Source organism: Bombilactobacillus sp. ESL1092, assembly GCF_058107465.1.
Genome location: NZ_CM176594.1, coordinates 854,712 through 874,177, shown reverse-complemented (window position 1 = coordinate 874,177; position 19,466 = coordinate 854,712). Strand labels below are relative to the sequence as shown.

General features: G+C 36.9%; 19 protein-coding genes. 9 read left to right on the top strand and 10 right to left on the bottom strand.

The window, feature by feature from the left end; all coding sequences use genetic code 11:
• Positions 1-448: 448 nt before the first annotated feature.
• From AC3B6Y_RS04030 to AC3B6Y_RS04020, 3 genes are all read right to left on the bottom strand, one after another.
• Positions 449-1,444: a D-2-hydroxyacid dehydrogenase gene (locus tag AC3B6Y_RS04030; RefSeq protein ID WP_489769378.1), complete on the bottom strand. Its 996-nt coding sequence runs from the start codon at positions 1,442-1,444 to the stop codon at positions 449-451.
• Positions 1,445-1,532: 88 nt separating this feature from the next.
• A complete protein-coding gene (locus AC3B6Y_RS04025) occupies positions 1,533-2,960 on the bottom strand; it encodes a C69 family dipeptidase (RefSeq protein WP_489791456.1) in 1,428 nt (475 codons plus the stop codon).
• A gap of 265 nt (positions 2,961-3,225) precedes the next feature.
• Positions 3,226-3,792: a hypothetical protein gene (locus AC3B6Y_RS04020; RefSeq protein WP_489791454.1), complete on the bottom strand. Its 567-nt coding sequence runs from the start codon at positions 3,790-3,792 to the stop codon at positions 3,226-3,228.
• 511 nt (positions 3,793-4,303) lie between these two features.
• On the opposite strand from AC3B6Y_RS04020, the gene AC3B6Y_RS04015 reads away from it, so the two are divergent.
• The 3 genes from AC3B6Y_RS04015 to scrK all read left to right on the top strand — a co-directional run bounded on the left by AC3B6Y_RS04015 (position 4,304) and on the right by scrK (position 7,187).
• A complete protein-coding gene (locus AC3B6Y_RS04015; RefSeq protein WP_489791453.1) occupies positions 4,304-5,455 on the top strand; it encodes a GHKL domain-containing protein in 1,152 nt (383 codons plus the stop codon).
• A 1-nt stretch (position 5,456) separates the two neighbouring features.
• Positions 5,457-6,191 (top strand): LytR/AlgR family response regulator transcription factor, encoded by a 735-nt coding sequence (locus AC3B6Y_RS04010; RefSeq protein WP_489790136.1) that lies wholly within the window; start codon positions 5,457-5,459, stop codon positions 6,189-6,191.
• A 120-nt stretch (positions 6,192-6,311) separates the two neighbouring features.
• Complete coding sequence (gene scrK, locus AC3B6Y_RS04005; protein WP_489756847.1) at positions 6,312-7,187, top strand: fructokinase ScrK; 876 nt, start codon at positions 6,312-6,314, stop codon at positions 7,185-7,187.
• 76 nt (positions 7,188-7,263) lie between these two features.
• Here scrK and AC3B6Y_RS04000 read toward each other — a convergent pair whose 3' ends face one another.
• Positions 7,264-8,166 carry a LysR family transcriptional regulator gene (locus AC3B6Y_RS04000; RefSeq protein WP_489791451.1) on the bottom strand — a complete coding sequence of 301 codons (903 nt, stop codon included), beginning with the start codon at positions 8,164-8,166 and terminating at the stop codon, positions 7,264-7,266.
• A 314-nt stretch (positions 8,167-8,480) separates the two neighbouring features.
• Here AC3B6Y_RS04000 and AC3B6Y_RS03995 point away from each other — a divergent pair, with 314 nt between their 5' ends.
• The 4 genes from AC3B6Y_RS03995 to AC3B6Y_RS03980 all read left to right on the top strand — a co-directional run bounded on the left by AC3B6Y_RS03995 (position 8,481) and on the right by AC3B6Y_RS03980 (position 12,631).
• Positions 8,481-9,107 (top strand): histidine phosphatase family protein, encoded by a 627-nt coding sequence (locus AC3B6Y_RS03995; protein ID WP_489769382.1) that lies wholly within the window; start codon positions 8,481-8,483, stop codon positions 9,105-9,107.
• Positions 9,094-9,666 carry a DNA-3-methyladenine glycosylase I gene (locus tag AC3B6Y_RS03990; RefSeq protein ID WP_489769383.1) on the top strand — a complete coding sequence of 191 codons (573 nt, stop codon included), beginning with the start codon at positions 9,094-9,096 and terminating at the stop codon, positions 9,664-9,666. Before AC3B6Y_RS03995 ends, AC3B6Y_RS03990 begins: the two co-directional genes overlap by 14 nt.
• A 229-nt stretch (positions 9,667-9,895) precedes the next feature.
• Positions 9,896-11,302, top strand: a complete 1,407-nt coding sequence (locus AC3B6Y_RS03985; RefSeq protein WP_489757693.1) for a DHA2 family efflux MFS transporter permease subunit — start codon at positions 9,896-9,898, stop codon at positions 11,300-11,302.
• Positions 11,303-11,761: 459 nt separating this feature from the next.
• Positions 11,762-12,631, top strand: a complete 870-nt coding sequence (locus AC3B6Y_RS03980; RefSeq protein WP_489756843.1) for an aldo/keto reductase — start codon at positions 11,762-11,764, stop codon at positions 12,629-12,631.
• 251 nt (positions 12,632-12,882) lie between these two features.
• Here AC3B6Y_RS03980 and AC3B6Y_RS03975 read toward each other — a convergent pair whose 3' ends face one another.
• The 3 genes from AC3B6Y_RS03975 to amaP are packed head-to-tail and all read right to left on the bottom strand — an operon-like array spanning position 12,883 to position 14,156.
• Positions 12,883-13,377: an Asp23/Gls24 family envelope stress response protein gene (locus tag AC3B6Y_RS03975; RefSeq protein ID WP_489756842.1), complete on the bottom strand. Its 495-nt coding sequence runs from the start codon at positions 13,375-13,377 to the stop codon at positions 12,883-12,885.
• Positions 13,378-13,406: 29 nt separating this feature from the next.
• On the bottom strand, positions 13,407-13,586 hold the full coding sequence (locus AC3B6Y_RS03970; protein ID WP_489756841.1) for a DUF2273 domain-containing protein: 180 nt from the start codon (positions 13,584-13,586) through the stop codon (positions 13,407-13,409).
• 12 nt (positions 13,587-13,598) lie between these two features.
• On the bottom strand, positions 13,599-14,156 hold the full coding sequence (gene amaP / locus AC3B6Y_RS03965) for an alkaline shock response membrane anchor protein AmaP (protein ID WP_489769384.1): 558 nt from the start codon (positions 14,154-14,156) through the stop codon (positions 13,599-13,601).
• A 188-nt stretch (positions 14,157-14,344) separates the two neighbouring features.
• On the opposite strand from amaP, the gene AC3B6Y_RS03960 reads away from it, so the two are divergent.
• Entirely contained in the window at positions 14,345-14,791 is a 447-nt protein-coding gene (locus tag AC3B6Y_RS03960; protein WP_489756839.1) for a pyridoxamine 5'-phosphate oxidase family protein, read from the top strand.
• A gap of 146 nt (positions 14,792-14,937) precedes the next feature.
• Here AC3B6Y_RS03960 and AC3B6Y_RS03955 read toward each other — a convergent pair whose 3' ends face one another.
• Genes AC3B6Y_RS03955 through AC3B6Y_RS03945 form a run of 3 tightly spaced genes read right to left on the bottom strand, consistent with a single transcriptional unit; the run spans position 14,938 to position 17,492 of the window.
• The gene (locus tag AC3B6Y_RS03955; protein ID WP_489775026.1) at positions 14,938-16,080 is read right to left on the bottom strand and encodes an ABC transporter permease; all 1,143 of its coding nucleotides are present in this window, start codon (positions 16,078-16,080) and stop codon (positions 14,938-14,940) included.
• Positions 16,077-16,748: an ABC transporter ATP-binding protein gene (locus AC3B6Y_RS03950; RefSeq protein WP_489791449.1), complete on the bottom strand. Its 672-nt coding sequence runs from the start codon at positions 16,746-16,748 to the stop codon at positions 16,077-16,079. The genes AC3B6Y_RS03955 and AC3B6Y_RS03950 overlap by 4 nt, the downstream gene beginning before the upstream one ends.
• The gene (locus AC3B6Y_RS03945; RefSeq protein ID WP_489756836.1) at positions 16,749-17,492 is read right to left on the bottom strand and encodes a hypothetical protein; all 744 of its coding nucleotides are present in this window, start codon (positions 17,490-17,492) and stop codon (positions 16,749-16,751) included.
• Positions 17,493-18,015: 523 nt separating this feature from the next.
• Here AC3B6Y_RS03945 and AC3B6Y_RS03940 point away from each other — a divergent pair.
• The gene (locus tag AC3B6Y_RS03940) at positions 18,016-19,455 is read left to right on the top strand and encodes a glycoside hydrolase family 1 protein (RefSeq protein ID WP_489790139.1); all 1,440 of its coding nucleotides are present in this window, start codon (positions 18,016-18,018) and stop codon (positions 19,453-19,455) included.
• Positions 19,456-19,466 lie beyond the last annotated feature (11 nt).

Below are 19,466 nucleotides of genomic sequence, written 5' to 3'. Positions count from 1 at the left end.
GAAAAAATTCAACACTTGCTAGCTGTGGCAAGCTGATAACACAGGTACTCTAACATATTGTACAAACGTTTACAATGAAAATTGATTAATAAAATGTTGTAGATTAGTGAGCGAAAGATTGGTAAATAAAAAGAAAATGTCCGCATTAATTATTGCAAACATTCTCTTAGCTATGGACCTGTTGAAGTTTTAGTGTGATCTAACGCTCCAAGTGCCAAAAACCTGTGTCTAACTACGAATAAACAATCAAGTTAAAAATCGTAACTTAATTGTTTATCCTAGGTTAGTCCTCGGTTTTTAACCAGCACTTGTCGCAGTGTTAGATCTAGCGCTCCAAAAGCTAAAAGCTTGCGTTTAACTACAACTAAGAACTCAAGTCAAAGCCCGACTTAAGTCCTTAGTCTAGGTTTTAATCCTCAGCTTTAAACCAGCTTTTGTCGCAGTGTGATTAAAGTTTAATAGCATTATCTGGAGTTTGACCTTGAATCATCTTCAGATTTTCATTATGGGCAATTTGTACCATATTTTTCACCGCGGTTTCAGTATAAAAGGCGGTATGGGGGGTAATAATGACATTTTTGCGGTTTAATAAATCGTCTAAAGTAGCGTCTGGAAAAGTTTTGCCCCGCCAATCTTCGTTAAAGATGCCAACTTCATTTTCATAAACATCTAAACCAGCGGCACCAACTTGGCCGGAGTTTAATCCAGCTACTAAGGCATTAGTATCAATTAAATCACCTCGTGAAACGTTGATAATCATGACGTTTTGTTTCATCTCTTGCAGACTTTGTTCATTGATCAGGTGAATATTTTCTGGAGTCGAAGGAACATGTAAACTGATAATATCAGCTTGTTTGAATAAGTCGTTGAGATCATCGACATAAATTCCTGTTTGTTCCAGTTCTGGATTGCGGTAAGGATCATAAGCAATGACCTTGGCACCAAAGCCCTTTAAGATCTGAATTAAGACGCGCCCAATATGGCCAGTCCCGACAATCCCGACCGTTTGCATTCGCAATTCACGACCGATTTCTGGGGCCCAGCGCAAGTCACGTTGGGCAACTTTAGCTGTGGCTTCGGGTTCGCGACGTAACAAACGCCCCATTAACCAAACAGCATGTTCAGCAATGGCGTTGGGGGAATAAACCGGCACATTCGTAATTTGAAAACCAAATTCTTTAGCGGCTGCTTGATCAATATTATCAATTCCAATATTGCGCAAAGACATTTTGTTGACGCCATAATCATGTACGGCTTGTAAAGTGGCTCTAGTGTAAGGTAACTGTTGGTAAGTGACAATCCCATCAGCGCCTTGGACTTTGCTGGCACTTTGGGGAGTTAATAATTCAGTTTCAATTTGGACTTCGACTTCTGGATGTTGCTCTTGCCATTCTTGTAAAGCTGGTCGTTCATCGTCTCGGATACTAAAACTAACAATTTTCATGTTTATCTGTCTCCTTATTAATCAACTAAAAGCTACCACGACAATTTACTAAACATCAAGTTTATTACGTACCACCAGGTGTTGTGGTTTACAGATTCTTATCCATATTAAAAGTTAATTTAGATAAATTGATACTTTGGGTCATTAAATCACCCATAAAGTCTAAAGTTTGTTGCCGGTTAGTGTGCACCAATGCTTGGTTTTGCTGAGTCAAAAAGGTAGTTAAGTCTGCCCCCGTTAACTGAGTTGCCTGTTGATCACTGTTAGCTAAAGCAGTGCGGAATTGTTGTTTACAATTGGTGAGAAAATCAATATCACTTTGAACAAAATGCGTATAATGACTCTCAACTAAGGCGGACAAGCCATTGTACAGCCAGTAAGCGTCTTTTAAATTAAATTTAATGGCAGTATCGTTAAAGGAAGCATCAGTTTCATTCATGTTGGTGTAAAACGGCAAGTATGGTGCGAAGCTCGGATAACCAAAGCACAGCCACATAACGCCGGCTAAACCAGCTGGAACATCATTTCTAATCTGTAAAATATGGGAATTTTGGGTCCGGTTGAGCCCAATTGGCCGGTAGCGATACTTATCAGCTGATTCACCAGCTTGCAACGGATCAAATGGTGTTTCGTTATAGTGAGAACCAAGGACGTATTCAATATCTTCCACGGAGATTTTATGATCCGTGTAACAAATAAATGGTAATTCACCATCTTCAGGTGCTTGCGCAATTTCTGGATTGAAATATTTTTGGCCGAACCAAACACGGGGATTATTGTAATGACGGTCTTTTTGATTATCAGTTCCAAAAATATGGCGGAAGTTCCAACCAGTTTGGTCGGTATTTAGATGATGCTCACTGACAAATTCTTGAATCTGGTCGGACCACATAAATTCTTGTGGATTGTCAAAATCGACTTGTTGAATGGAAACGCGATTAGCAGCAATGGCGTAGGCATTGTCCGGAATGCGTTGAGCCACCCAATGATGACCAGTAACAATTTCCATATACCAAACATCGTTGTGGTCACTAAATAAAACGGAATTTCCTGCGGGTGAACCGTATTGTTTGATTAATTCGCCCGTGCGTTGGACTGCTTGTTTAGCAGAAGTAACGTAAGGTAAAACCATCCGCACGATACAATCTTCGTCTAAGCCATCCACAACTAGCGGGTCATAAGCTAAGGCCCGTTCGTTACCATAAGTACTTTCAGTGGCGGACATGGCGACATTTTGAGAATTAATCCCACTTTCGTCATAATAGCCTTCGTGTTTGTAATCAACGTTGGGAACTCCTGGCCAACTGAAACTATCTTGAGGCACCGGCGCTTCGAAGTTATTCAACCAAGACTTGACTACTGGTTGGTGGTCTAAGTGTTGTGCTGGATGAAATTCAAACTTGTGTGGTGCTACCGCGTGAAAAGTATCATCATTACGCGCAATCATGGTGGAACCATCTAATGAAGCTTTCTTGCCAACTAAGATCGTGGTACAGGCAGATAAATGTTTTGTCATTTGCTGAACTCCTTTGGTTTTTTAGTTTTAAGTTAAGTCTAACATAAGCTTTCTTAAATTTAAGTTGGATTTCACTAAAATCTTATACGGAGAATTTGGTTGTTAAGACCTTTTTGAACTGCACCGATTTTTATTAGTAACCAACAGCAAAAGCGTCCAGTCCATTTTCGCTGGATTGGACGCTAAATTTGACTAGTGATTAATCAAGCACCACCATAAAGGCATTAATTCAGGTTCTAGTTTATTTGTATTGAGTAATTAAGATTTATTCGATATGCAAATTTCCACCATTACTTTTAATTAAAAACTGTTTTCCTGATTGATAGTATTTGGAATTGTGTTGATAAAGTTGACCACCATTAAGATTAGCTTGATACCGTAACTTTTTTGTTGAAGTGTTGTTAAGAGTTATACTGCTACCATCACTATTAACACGAAAATGGGATAATTGATTTAATTGATTTGCTGATAAAGTCAACTTGATATGGGGATTGTTTTTATTAGAGATTAATCCGATTTGATGACTGCTTCTCGAAAAATCAATAATTAAATTATCAGAATTTTGCTTAGACCAATGATTGAGTGGTTGAATCATCTTGACAGGTAAGTAACCTGCTAAATCAATATCATTTACTGATCTTGGTTTTACATTGATTTGTACATCAGCACCGCCCGTTTTAATGACTAAGGAGTTTACCTGTTGTTTCAAGGGAATACTTTGTTGAAAACTTTGGTAAGGATTTTTTAGGAATAAGTTAGTAATTAGCATAATGAAAACTACCATACATAAAATAATAGCTATCCAAATTGTTTTTTTAGTCTTTGCTTGCATTGAACTCACCTCTCTTGTCTGAGTTCATAATAATTTGTTTTTTGAAGAAAATGGTAACAAATCTTAAACGGTTCATTTTCAGCTTTATCGGTTAATTTTTCTTAAAGGTGCTTCGATAGACATTGCGATATTGAAGAAGATCTAGGACTTTGTTCTTGTAGTAAATTGGCGTTGCAAGTGATGCCATAAGGTATGTTAAAATTATTTTAGTTAAATTAGGTGTAAGGGTGACTCTAACAACAAAATTAATTGAATATTAATTTGTTAGTTAATGGTTATTTCCAGCAAAGTCTGATTGCTAATGTCGTTTAGATCAATTTTAGGTTTAATCATGTTAATCATTTTATTATTGTATATTGTGACATATTTAGTGAATTTGCAGTTTTTTCAAATGCAATTTTCCAACAAAGAGTTCTTAATTCTTGTAAGCAGTAACGGTGTGATTTTGACGGGTATTATGCTGATAATGAATAGACTGAAAGTGAGCGGGACATTAATTGTTCTATTATTTATGGAAGTTGTCATTGTCGGAATTTATTTACTCTATAAAAAAATCATTCTGCAACAACTGTTTTTCTTATTATTATCTTTTTTAATTTTGCTGACAACTAGCCAGTTGAGTGAAGTACTACTATATAAAGTTTTCAAAATTTCATATTTAATTCAAGAGAATAGTTTAAATTGGATCTGGGTGAATGTTGTAATTGCTTTAATATCTGATTTAATGATTGTTAAGCTCTTAAATTGGGGTTTTGAAAAGTTACACACTTATCAGGTGCTGCAAAAACATAGAGTAACTATGTTAATTACTAGCTTGATAACAATCATGATGATGATTGGTTATTTTTATTTAATGAATCAAGCAGTTACTACCAATCAAACTATTACGCAAATTAGTCTTTTGTTCTTAGGAACTTGTCTTTTATTTATCTTAACGTTTTTGTTATGGAGTCGTGATCGAAATCAACAACGACAATTACAGCTAGAACAGGAAAATCGGCAACAGCTCATTGCTTATTTGAAGACTTTAGAAAATGCGCAGCAAGAATTCCGTAAGTTTAAGCATGATTATCTCAATATTTTGTCAGGTATGGCTGGTTATATTGAAGATCAAGATCTAGCGGGTCTGAAAAAATATTTTTACGGAGTAATTAAAAATAATCAGGTCCAACAAACCACGGATTTATTTAATCTGTCATCTTTGAGTAATTTAAAAATTGTTGAAATTAAAGGTTTATTAGCTGTTAAGTTAGGACAATTGACCACTTTAAAAGACCGCATTCATGTAGAAATTGCTCAGGAAGTGAGACAATTTCCACAGAATGTTTCAATACTGGATTACAATCGTTGTTTGGGGATTTTATTAGATAACGCTCTTGAAGCAATTGAAGATTTAGCCAAAAGCACAGCAGCGCAAAGCTTAATGACTATTGTTATTTATGACGATTCTAGTCAGTTAACGACAATTATCAAGAACCATTATCAAAACTCAATTAATCTCAAACAAATTTATCAAGCTAATTACTCAACTAAAGCTGATCATTCAGGGTTAGGACTGGCAAATATCAAGGAAATTACCCAGCAATATTCCCATCTGAGTTTACAAACTGAAGTTACTAAGGAAGAATTTATTCAAAAATTAATTATCAAAAAAGAGCAGTAAAATGGATATATACCTGTGTGAAGATGACAACGCGCAATTAAAAAGATTGCAAAAAATAATCAATAATTATTTATTGATTGAAAATTTAGATATGCAAATTGTACAAGCCACTGCTGACCCACAAGAAGTTTTAAAAACTTTACAGTTGAACAATTCGACACCCAACATTTATTTTTTAGATATTGATTTGCAGACACAATTAAATGGTTTGGAATTAGCAGCAGAAATCAGAAAATTTGATAGTTTAGGTACTATTGTTTTTGTGACGACACATGATGAATTAGCTCGGGAAACTTTTAAATACCGAGTTGCGGCGTTAGATTTTATAGTTAAAGATAATCCGCAGCAGTTGCAACATGATGTAATTCAAATCTTGATTAAAGTTCAAGAACAGTTAAAACAACAGCAACAACAACGAAAATTACTGGTCGTCAAAACGACTGATCAAATTTTGTATTTAGATTGTCAACAAATAGAGTTCATAGAAACTTTGGGTGACCATAAACTGTTAATTCATGAAATAACTAAACAAGAAACAATAAATAGTGACCTGAAAGATTTGGAGCAGCGCTTGCCCACTAATTTTGTGCGGATTCATAAATCGGTTATTATTAATACTGATTTTCTGTTGCAATTTAATAAAAAGCAAAAGGTAGTTGTTTTACAAAATGGAATTACTTGTCCGGTTGCTCGTCGCAAGGTCAAAACTTTAGAGAATTTGTTAGCTGCTAATTAAGTTGAGCAAGCATGTTGCTAGTTTTAAAAAGTGCGCTAGGTTAGATTGAGAGCTAGGCTAACTTGCAGATGCTTTGAGAAATCGGTATGATTAAGAAAAATTGTAAAGGGGTAGCAAAAGATGTTATTAGGTAGTGTTGAAGCTGGGGGAACCAAATTTGTTTGTGCTGTGGGTAATGAGGATTATCGGATTTTAGATCAGACACAGTTTCCAACGACTGATCCGCAAACGACAATTCAGCAAATGATTACATATTTTCAGAAGTTTCCTGAATTAGCCGCTATTTCGGTCGCTTCGTTTGGACCCATTGAATTACAAAAAAATAATCAATATTATGGTTATATTACCGATACTCCTAAAGCTAAGTGGCATTATGTCGATTTAATTGGCCCGTTAAAGCGTAATTTTGACGTACCTGTTTACTTCACCACGGATGTTAACGGCTCCGCATACGGTGAATATGTGACAGCTAATTTATTTAATGAAAAAATTAATTCTTTAGTTTATTACACTGTCGGTACTGGCGTCGGTGGTGGGGCCGTTTTAGATGGTAAGATTTTGCAAGGTATTGGTCATCCAGAAATGGGACACACATTTGTCAAACGCCATCCTGATGATTTGGATTTTGCGGGTATTTGTCCGTTTCATCATGATTGCTTAGAAGGCTTGGTTTCAGGCCCAACCTTTGAAGCACGCTTAAACAAAGCTGGCAAAGATGTGCCGCATGAACATCACGTCTGGGATATTATGGCTTATTATGTGGCACAAGCTGCTGTGCAACAGACCTTAATTTTACGGCCAAATAATATTGTTTTTGGTGGCGGGGTAATTAGTGAAGATTTCTTAGTGAAAGTACGCCAACAATTTAAAACATTATTGAATGATTATGTACAAGTGCCTGCTTTAGATAAGTATATTACCATGCCGCGAGTGAAGAATAATGGCTCAGCAACTTTAGGCAATTTTGCATTAGCTTACCAAATTCAAAATGCGTAATTAAAATTAAATGTTAAATATAAAAACTGAGTTTAACTGGCGAAAGATCCGCGGTGGCGACTCAGTTTTTTTGTGATTATTTAATCGTTAAGCATTCTTCGTATAAGGCAGTTTTGAGTTGATTAACAGGGATTGCCAAGTTGGGTTGCTTGAGACTGACAATACCCATTTGAATGGGTAGAATTTGTGAGATGATAGGGATAACTTGCAATTGTTTTTGCGGTGATTGTTGTTGCATAAAATATTCGGTCACCATGCCGGCAATTTCATTTTGCTGCACAATTGCGAGACAAGCGGAGTAATCATTAACCTCATATTCAATATTGGCTTTGAGATGATTTTGCAGAAAATATTCGTCTAAGTGTTGCCGCACAACGAATTGGTGCTTGAGGGCTACTAAGGGGTTTAAGAAAAGTTCAGCAAAAGTAATTTGCTTTTTTTGAGCCAACTTACTCCATTTTTTGGGAATTAAGGCAACGGTTTTATCAGTGAACAAAAAAGTGAATTCTAACAAGGGATCTTGCGTGATGCTACGTGCTAGCGGAGTAATGGCCAAGTCTAATTGATTATTTTTTAATTGCGTTAACATTTGGTTGGTGTCTAATTGAACAAATTCAAAAAGAAATTGTTGGCGTAAATGTTTACCCGCTTGCACAATGAGTGGCGTTAAGTAATTACCACTGACGCCAATATGTATCGTTTGTCTGGAAGAAGGATTTTCCTTAACACTAGGAATTGCGCGGCTGATAATTTGTGCTTGTTGTAAAATTAATTTTGTATGCCGATAAAGTTCTAACCCGGCTGCTGTCGGGCGCATTGTGCGGCCTTCGCGCACCAGCAATTTGGTCCCTAATTCTTTTTCTAAATGTTTCATTTGAATACTGAGATTCGATTCAACGGTTCCCAGTGACTGCGCAGCTTGACGATAACTATCGTGAGAAATGATCGCGGCAAAATATCGTAACTGTTTGAGTTCCATAATTTCCCCCTGATTTAAAAATGTGTTTTTAGATACCAATAGTTCATGTTGAAACTAGACTTTGAAACTGGTTATCAACCAATAAATCCCTCATAGTTTGCCAAACAACTACAAGGGATGTGAGAAATTAGCTGGCACTAACAATTGGTGCAGCGCTTATTTGAATGTTAAGAATCTCCTTTGTAGCTTCACAGAACTAATTTTCATTAAAGGATCGTTGTAGGTATCATAGTGTGCAAAATTAGAAAAGTCAAGTCGCGGTCAACGGGATTTGTTATAATAGAAGCAAATTAAAATTGTTGAGGATGATCATTGTGTTAAATATTTTTATCGTACGACATGGCCAAACGGATACTAATAAAAGTAATCGAATTAACGGTGCTCAAACCGATTTACCATTAAATTCGGTGGGGATTCAGCAAGTACAAACTTTACATACTAGCTTTGATATTAAACAAATTGATTGTATCTATGCTAGTCCCTTGAAAAGAGCATTCCAAACAGCCGAAATTTTAAGTGCAGACGCTTTGCCGATAAAGACGGATGTTCGTTTGAAAGAAATTGATTATGGTAATTGGGACGGTCAAGCAACGGATTTAATTTACCAGCAATATCCCCAAGTGTTTGACGAATTGGGATATTTAACTGAGGACTATGTAAAGTATTGCACGGGTGAAAGTTACGATCATTTGGCGCAACGCTTACAGAGCTTTTGGCAGGATTTATTAGCTCAGCATCACGATCAACAAATTTTATTAGTATGTCACGGAACTGTGTCACGTGTTTTGATCCAACGCTTATTTCACATTCCCATGGTGAGTGCTGTGGGTGAAGTCAAGAATGCGGGAGTAATTAACGTTGCTGTCAATGAACAGACGGGGGCCACTTATTTGCGCTATTATAACCGCCAAGCGCCAGGAGTCTTTGATGAAGTTAACTAATTCTCCAAATGTTCAGCGTTGTCCGTGGGTGGGCGATGATTCCTTAATGATACGCTATCATGACTACGAATGGTGTCGACCGACGCATGCTGATCGTAAGTTATTTGAATTTTTAGTACTGGAAATGATGCAAGCAGGCTTAAGTTGGAAAACCGTCTTGCATAAGCGTCGAGCGATGAATCAAGCATTTTGTTATTTTGACGTGCAAAAAATTGCGCAGGCAGATCCCTTAATGCAGGCTGCTTGGTTGCAGAATCCAGCTTTAATTAGGAATAAACGAAAGCTAGCGGCGATGGTTAATAATGCCCAAGTCTTTTTATCAGTACAACAACAATTTGGTACTTTCAACCAATGGGTTTGGACTTTAGCTGGTAATCGGGTGCACAATCACCACTGGCAGTCGCCAGAACAGGTGCCTACCACGTCACCTTTAGCGCAAAAAATGACCCGTGATTTTAAACAAAAAGGTTTTAAATTTGTCGGTCCCACGATTATGTATTCTTACTTGCAGGCTATTGGTGTTGTTAATGATCATTTACAAAGTTGTTCTTTTAAATAGTCTTATTTATAGTGCTTCAAAGATGCCTTTATTATGCAGGGTTGATGATAATTATCAATTCCTTGGTGATAAGGGTATTTTTTTAGTTATTACTAGAAATTTGAGTGACAGTAGGAGTGCTGATTTCATTTTTTTACAAAAAAAACTTACATCAAATTTTTTATTTTGCTAAGATAATCAAGTTGCGAAAAAATGAATTGAAATTCAAAGGAGTTTTTACATGGATGAAATGAAAGCTGTTGTAAAAGTGCAAAAACCCTGGCTAGTCATGTCTAGTATGTTAATTGGGGCCTTTGTGGGGATGTTATCGGAAACATCATTAAACATTGCACTACCACAATTAATGAAGGCTTTTAATGTCAGTGCTGCCACTGTGCAGCTCTTAGTCACTGGTTATATGTTAGTTATTGGTATTGTGTTACCATTTTCGAGTTTATTAACGAAATGGTTTACGACACGGCAAATTGTGATTTTTGGGTTAAGTGATTTTATTGTCGGCGCGATTATTGCGGCGCTGGCACCAAACTTTGGTATTTTGTTGTTAGGTCGAGTCATTCAAGGCTTAGGGACGGGTTTAATCTTACCGTTAATGTTTACTGTCGCAATGACGATTTTCCCGCCGTATAAATTAGGCGCAGCGATGGGTGTTTGTGCGTTGGTGATTATGTTAGCACCAGCTGTTGGTCCCACGTTAACGGGTTTAATTTTAGGCAAATTAACTTGGCATTGGGTATTTTGGTTGTTTGTTCCGTTTTTAGCCATTGGTTTAATTTTAGCGATCTTTGGTTTAAAAAATGTTGGGCAAATTTCTAAGCCTCATGTTGATCTTTGGTCAGTTTTAGAATCCGTTGTTGGTTTTTCCGCCTTAGTGTTAGGCGTTAGTTTTGCAAGTGAATGGGGCTGGGGTTCACCTTTAGTCTTAGGTTTATTAGTTGTGGGAATTATTGTCTTAGTTTTATATGCTTGGCGGCAATTACATTTGACCACTCCAGTGTTGAACTTACATGTCTTTAGACATCCAGCGTTTACCTTAGGAGCACTAGGCGTCATGTTAGACTTTGCGATTATTTTGTCGGCAATGTATTTATTGCCACAATATTTGCAGCAAGGACTGTCACTACCAGTTGCTCTAACAGGAATGATTATGTTACCTGGAGGGATTATTAACGCAATTGTGTCTGCCGTAGCAGGCCGCTTATACGATACTTTTGGGGCTAAGAAACCGGCTGTGGCTGGCTTTTTAATCGCTGTTTTAGGTGTGGTTATGTTATTATTATCCAATCAACATTCAACGCTGTTTTACATTATTTTGGCGCACGTGATCTTAATGATTGGTTGTCCACTAGCGATGTCACCTGCTCAAACGCATGCTTTGAATTCTTTATCTGGAATTGAGTCCGCGGATGGTAGTACGATTTTAAATACAATGCAACAAGTTGTCGGTGCTGTGGCTACGGCCTTATCAACGAGCTTTTTAAGCTTAGGCCAACATAATATTGCGGGCAATATGGCAACGAAGTTTACCAATGGTGTCCACTATGGCTTGTACTTTACCTTAGCTCTAGCCATTGCTGGGGTCTTAATTGCTTTTAATTTACGCAAGCAAGATCCACAAACACACTTAGAAGAAAAATAAAATGTTTGAAAAACAGAAGTTGGAACAATTTTCTGACTTTTGGTGCATCATAAAGCAAAAATGTTCGTATTAAATACGAGCATTTTTTTGTATCCGCTGCTTTTTTAGACGTTTTGATTGACTTAGAGTTAACTATAAGTATTATGATTAAAACGTAGTTGAGTAGTTTTTCAGCAGTTTGATAGCAGTATTTGATATTAGCGCTCCAAAGGACAAAAACTTGCGCCTAACTACGCCCAAGTACTAAAGTTAAAACCGATTTTAGTCTTGGTCTAGGTTATTGCTCAGTTTTTAAACGTCCTTTGTCGCAGTATTTGATATAGCGTTCCAAAAACCAAAAGCTTGCGTTTAACTACAACTAAGCTCTCAAGTCAAGAATCGACTTAAGACCTTAGTTTAGGTTAATCCTCAGCTTTTAAGCGGTTTTTGTCGCAGTATTTTATTAAAGGAGAGATGATGATGAGTATTTTAACAGAAGACTATACTTTAGCTAACGGCGTCAAAATTCCTAAGTTAGCTTTTGGAACATGGTTAATTGATAATGATCAAGTTCAACAACCAGTTCAAACAGCTTTGGCTGCTGGTTATCGTCATATTGATACAGCTCAAGCTTATGGTAATGAGGCCGGCATTGGTCAAGCCCTACAAGCTTCAGGAGTTAAGCGCTCAGATATTTTTGTCACTTCAAAATTGGCTGCTGAAATCAAGTCTTATCAAGAAGCAGTGGCTGCCATTGATCAATCACTGCAAACAATGGATTTGGACTATCTGGATTTGATGATTATTCATGCACCGCAGCCGTGGTCTGATTTTCGTAATGGTGAACATTATTTTGAAGGTAACTTAGCGGCTTGGCGCGCTTTAGAAGAAGCCTATCAAGCTGGTAAGTTGCGCGCTATTGGCGTTTCCAATTTTGAAAAGGTAGACGTTGATAATATTGTGAAGAATGGCTCGGTTAAACCAATGGTTAATCAAGTGTTAGCTCATATTGCTAATACACCATTTGAGTTAATTGACTACTGCCAAAAGCAGGATATCTTAGTTGAAGCCTATTCACCAGTCGCCCACGGTGAGATTTTACAAAATCCGCTCGTACAACAAATGGCTGCTAAGTACCAAGTTGAGCCCGCACAGTTATGTATTCGTTATTGTCTACAACTCAATTTGTTACCATTACCAAAGTCACAAACACCAGCGCATATTAAGAGTAATACGCAAGTTGATTTTGAAATTTCAGCCGCTGATATGGAGCAATTAAAGACTATTGAACATATCAAGGATTATGGTCAAGCAAACGATTTTCCAGTGTATGATAAATCGGATAAATAAAAGTTAATCAAAAAGGGCAGCTCACTAATTTAGATTGAGCTGTCTTTTTTTGCTTTGAAAGTGAAATAAAAAAATAGTACGCAGATTTGATTTGTTTTATAAAGGGTAGAAACTGGCATTTAACTACAAAAAAATCCTCAAGTTAAAAACTAACTTCAGGATTTTTTTTAGGCTATACTCAGTTTCTAAACAAATCTTTTGTCATGAATTTATAATCCTGAGCTTTGACCCGCTCTTTGTCGCAACTAAAATTATTGAACTCGTTGTTCATCACGCTTTTGTTGTTGCTTTTGGGATTGCTTTTGTTCAACTTTTTGTTTGGTATCTTTGGCAGAACCACTCAAGCGATCTTGCAAGCTAACGGAATCTTTTTCATGTTGTTGTTGAGTCTTAATGTCTACGACACTGACATTAACTTCCACGACATCTAAATCAGTCATGGATTTAACTTTTTCAAAAATTTGCTTTTTAATTTGATCATATAATTTTGCGATATCAATGCCGTATTCAGCAACAATATCAATATCAACTGCTACTTGTTTTTTACCGACTTCAACATTAATACCGGAAGTAACATCATCATTGTTGACTAATTTATCCGTTAAATTAGAGAAAAAGCCACCATCAATTGTTAAAAGACCATCAATATCTGATAAAGCAATGCCAATGATTTTTTGAATAACTTTGGAATCATAAGTTAATTCACCTTTAATTTGTTCTGCATTCGTATTTGTTGTTTGTGCCATTTTGATCTTCTCCTTTATCCAAAATTAAATTATTTATCATGCAATTGTTGCAGTAGTGGCCAATAATGACCAACAAGGCCACCGATGATTGCCAGTACTACTAAGAAAATAGTGCTTAAAAAACCTAAAACCAAAAAACAAACTGCTAAAAGTAAACCAATAATCACGCCAATAGTTTCGCCAGCGTGTTGGTCCAACCATTCTTTCATTGGAATGCCTCCTTAATAAACACGCTTTTTCTTCGGATCAGTCTGTGACTCAAAATTGGTAAAACGAATTTCAATCTTGGGCTTTTGTTGGACTCCTAATAACTGACGTAAATTATCTTCTAGTTGCTTTAAGTAGGCCACTAGCTTTTGTTTGACGCTATCACCGGGAGCTAAATCCCCGCTGACTTTAATCCGCAAATGATGGTTGGTTAATTTGGAACTAACTTTGGGATTTTGCAGGTAAGGTAAGTCCGCCAGTGAAGCGTTGATAAAGCCATTAATGGCCTTATTAGTAATTTTGACTTGTCCAGTGGGTTTATGAATTAATTGAAATTTATTGCGTGTCGGCCAGAAAATTAAAATTAGTAATAAGACAATTATTAATAAACCACTCAAGGCACTAATAATTACCAGGTACCAAATCCAAAGATCATTTAGTGAGACTAAATCAGGCAATTTTAGTCCTAGATATTGTTGCCACAAATGATTATTGCTCCATAAAATATAGAGCGGTAGCGGTAATAAAAGAATTAAGCTAATAATTAAAAACCATTTTTTGCTTCGTTTCAATTTTTCACTATCCTTTCTCCAACTAATTGTTATGGTAGCACGCGATCTGTTAGCGGTCTAATAATATGATTATTTGGTGAGAAATATTTTAAATCTTGTTAGTTTTTTGTCCAAAGTAAGACTTGAAACGTGTAATTTAACGGTATCAATTGTAGACTAAGGGCAAATAATGGAAATGGGTGGATAACATGAAGCAAACAATTCTGCAAGCTAACCAATACATTAAAAACGCTAAAGTTTGTGAAGTGGCGACGATTGATCGAATGGGTTTTCCCAGTCTTGTTTCGTTAACCCCCTTAACTTATCAACGCAGTGTGGCGACTATCTTGTTTTACACACGGTTTGAAAACTCTACAGTGGTTAATTTGGCCAATTGTGCCAATGCTGCTGTACTTTTTTTTAACGAACAAGATTATTCGTCAGTGATGTTAAAAGGTAGTCTGAAAATTGTGGCCCCCATTTCGGAACAAATGCGGCATAATTTAACAACTTTTCAAAAGCAATTACAATATGAACATCCCATTTTTTTACAGTTTCATACGTTATCAGTTAAACTACGCTCTGCTAATTTAAGTAATGATTTTACCAGCCAGCAGGGCAGTAGCGCGCATAATAAGATGGAAACAAAAAATTAATGCTCACATTGGGTCTTAGATCATCCGAGCATTAATTAATGATTGTGTTTTAAAAGTCAACAGTTTTTGCCTAAGCGGATTCAGATTTTAAAATTGAATTCGGTTAGTGCTTTACTGTTAAACGAATTTTGTTTTAGCGATTTGAATTACCTAATTAAGTTAACAATATTGCGTTTAGCAGCGCGGCGGGCGGGAGTATAGCTAAAGATAATGCCTACTAATAAGACAATTACTAAGACGATAATAATGTTGGTGGCTGTAATATCCATGGCAAAATGTTGAATATGCATGGCATTGACAATTGCTTGAATACTCAGGGCTAGTAATAAGGATACCAATCCACCAGCTAAAGTTAATAGGGTTCCTTCCATTAAAAATTGCAACGTAATATCATGCTTGCTGGCACCGATGGAGCGACGTAAACCAATCTCTTGCGTACGTTCAGCAATATTAGCAGTCATGGTGGTCATAATCCCCATCCCGGCAGTTACTAATGAGATTCCGGCAATAATGGCAATAAAGGCGGCCAGCATTTTAATAATTTTATCCATTTGTTTTTTGGCACCACTTGTATCCGGACAACTATAATCGCCCAAAGTATGATAAAAACCCTTGTTCTCTAACGTTTGTAAAATTTGAGCTTTGGCGTGTTGTTCTTGTTTCGCGGAGAGGTTCTTTTGTAAAGTGACATCCATTTCATCATAATCGTTAGCATGGCGTCCCTTGAGTAAACGATAATCATCTTGACTGATTCTGCCGCCAGCGGGGCCAGAGCCAATGGCAGGCACGGGTTTACTATAAAGTTTCGTAACTTCAAACGGGCGATCTTGGATGAAGAGATATTCCCCCACGCGGATATTACTAAAATTCGTATCTTTGAGTAACGCCTGATTTAATTCAATAACATTAGTTTTATGCGCATTGGGCCCAGATTTAATGGCTTCCAAATCCAATGATTTATTTTGCCCTTGCCAAACGAGATTCTTACTCAAAATGTCGTAAGACGGCAGAGTGACTTTTTGAACATGGGGCAAATTGCGAATTAGTTGTAAATCTGATTTTTGAAAGCTCCCAGTCTCTTCGTTGGGAATATACTCAATCATGAGCTTGTCACCTTCGTAACCTTGGAAAAAGAGGTGACTCACCGTTTTACTTAAACCATTACCGATTCCGAGGACTAATAAAACACTTAATGTGCCCACGATAATGCCCATGACCGACATCAGATTACGGAAGAAGCGTTTGCGTACACTATTAATAGCGATGCGCAGGTTGTTAAAAAATTTCATTGATATAACCGCCCATCTTTGATTTTGATAATCCGATCAGCAAATTGTGCTACCATTTCGCTATGCGTCACCATAATGATGGTTTTGTGTTGCTTAGCGTGCAAGTGTTGCATTAATTCCATGATCTTCAGTGAAGTGGCTGAGTCTAAGGCTCCGGTTGGTTCGTCGGCAATAATTAGTTTGGGGTCATTAACCAAAGCTCGTGCAATGGATACCCGCTGTTGCTGACCACCAGATAATTGCGTGGGGTATTTATTGGTTTGATCACTTAAGCCGACTTGCTCCAAGAGTTCTAAAATTCTGGACTTACGCGAGCGAAACGGATTTTTGCTATAAACATTAGGTAAATTGACATTGTCGAAAATAGTATAGTTGCGCAATAATTTGAAATTTTGAAAGACAAAACCAATGTATTGATTACGCAAATGTGATAAGCGGCGATCACTTTTGATTTGTTTCACGTTGGTCCCGTTGAGTTGATAAGTTCCTTGGTAAGCAGTGTCTAATAAACCGAGAATATTAATTAAAGTGGATTTACCCGAGCCTGAAGGCCCCATGACCGCCACGAACTCGCCCTCAGTAATGGCTAAATCGGGAATACTTAAGACATACTGATTTTTTTGATCATAGGACTTATGAATGTTCGAAAGTTGAATTACATTTGTCATTTATTTATCCTTGTCAATTAATTTAGTTTGTGGTTGTAAATAATTACGGTCAACATAATAATATTGGGGGTCTTTTTGTTGAATTTGCTCCGGACCTAAAGCTTTTTTAGTCCCGTCTGCTAGTTGCACTTGTTGATGATGAACTAATTTTTTCGGAATTTGTGTGTATTTTGAAGGAATGGAGATAATGACGTGTTGCCCTAAACGATACGTTTGGGGAAGTGATGTTTCAAAATTATAATAAGAAACGCCCGCCGTTTGTTTAACACTATTTAACTGTAAATAAGTGATCTGAGCCGCTTGAGCTGTTGTGTTGTTACCAGTTAAAGCTTTGACCTGAACATTATCGCCAACTTGAATTTTATTTAAATCATATTCTGAAACGGTTCCTTGAGCTTTAAACGGAGTCGTATAAACAGCGTTTTGGTCGTTACCGAGTTCAAAGACACCGTTGCTTGGAGCTAGTTGGCCGGTAGTATCTAATTTTTCACCGCGATAAACGCTGGCGCCGTTTTGAACTAATAATTGCCAATCGTTAACTTTCACGACCGGATATTTTTGTTGGTAAGTGACGTTGGCAGATAACTCCAGCGGGCTAGCAGCATGAACGACATAACTATGTTGCGTGTGCTTCGGTTTAGCAGCAGCTTTGGAGTGGGCTTGTTGACCGTGCCACCATAAACCACCACCTAGTACAAGAATAATGACGACAATAATTGTTATCCAAAGGCTTTTCTTTTTCATATTCAACATCCTTTAACTTTGAAGTATGTAACACATCAGCTGTGTACTACCACACTATAACTCTAAAAGGAGAATTTTGCAATTCACTTTTAATCTGACAGACCAAAATTTAATTTAAATAATAATTAACCTGCTAAATTACTGATTAATTGAATTTTCAACGCACTTTTTGAAAAAAGCAGTGAAAAGAAAAAAATTAATTGCACTTTCTTGATGAAATATTTATTTTATGGCCGTTAGTCAGCCTGTTAACATCAGTTGTCGATTACAGAAATAATATTAAAAAAGTAAAACTTTCTGTGATTTTTCATGTAAGAAAATGATATAGTGTTCTCTATAGATGCGGTTAAAATTGCTGGTCAGATAAAAAGTAATAGTTTTATGCTGATCTCTCGCTTGTAATTTTCAATCTATACTAAAAAGTAAGCGCTACAGTTGCATCGTTTACAAATGATCGGCAGTAGCGCTGGTCATAGTTGAAAGTTAACCGCTCAGAATGATTCAAGATTTAGGAGGAAGTTTAATGAGTTTTCCAAAAAACTTTTTATGGGGTGGCGCTACGGCGGCTAACCAATTAGAAGGTGCTTATCAAGAAGGTGGCAAGGGTTTATCACTACCAGATGCTTTGCCCGGCGGTAAGGATCGCATGGCTATTGTGAATGATCCAGAATTTGATTTTTCGATTGATACTGATAAGTATTTCTATCCCAACCATATTGGTAATGATCATTACCATCACTTTAAAGAAGATATCAAATTATTCGCAGAGATGGGTTTTAAGTGTTATCGGTTTTCCATTGCTTGGTCGCGGATTTTTCCCAATGGTGATGAAGAACAACCCAACGAAGCAGGCTTGAAATTTTATGACGAATTGATTGCTGAATGTTTGAAATATAATATTGAACCAGTCATTACGATTTCACATTATGAAATGCCTTTAAACTTAGTAACCACTTATGGCGGCTGGAAAAATAAAAAGTTAATCGACTTTTACGAACGTTTCGCTAGAACCGTCTTGACTCGTTACCATAAGCAAGTTAAGTATTGGATGACTTTTAACGAAATTAATAGTGCCGCCCATTTTCCAGTGATGGGTCAAGGTTTAGTTGTAGCTAATGGTGCCAATGATAAGAAGAATATTTTCCAAGCTTGGCATAATCAATTTGTTTCGAGTTCTAAAGCTGTCAAAATTGGACATGAATTAGATCCTGATTTACAAATTGGTTGCATGATTTTGTATGCTACTAATTACAGTTATGACTCTAATCCGGTCAATCAATTAGCTTCTTTGCAAGATAATCAAGCTAATAATTTCTTCTGTGCGGATGTGCAAGTACGTGGACATTATCCAGCTTATACGAAGAGTTTATTAGCACGCAATGGTGTGCAAATTAGTGATTTAGATTATACGGATGAAGAGTTAGACTTGTTAGCTAAATATCCAGTTGATTACATTGGCTTTAGTTACTACATGTCAACAGTGACGGAAGTGACTCGCTCTGATAACAAAACCACTGCTGGTAATTTAATGGGTGGCGTCGAGAATCCGTTCTTGAAATCTAGTGATTGGGGTTGGCAAATTGACCCTACCGGTTTACGGATTGCCTTAAATGAATTGTCTGATCGCTATCAAAAACCAGTCTTTGTCGTAGAAAATGGTTTAGGTGCGATGGATCAAGCTGATGAGAATCATTACGTTGCTGATGATTACCGGATTGATTATTTACGTGAACATATCAAAGCAATCGATGATGCGATTGATGATGGGGTTGACGTGATGGGCTATACGCCATGGGGGTGCATTGACTTAGTTAGTGCTTCCACCGGTGAAATGGCAAAACGCTATGGCTTTATCTATGTTGATGAAGATAACAATTGCCAAGGAACTTTCAAACGTTACAAGAAGAAGTCCTTTGATTGGTATAAGCAAGTTATTGCCTCTAATGGTGAAAATTTAGATTAATTTAAAAAACA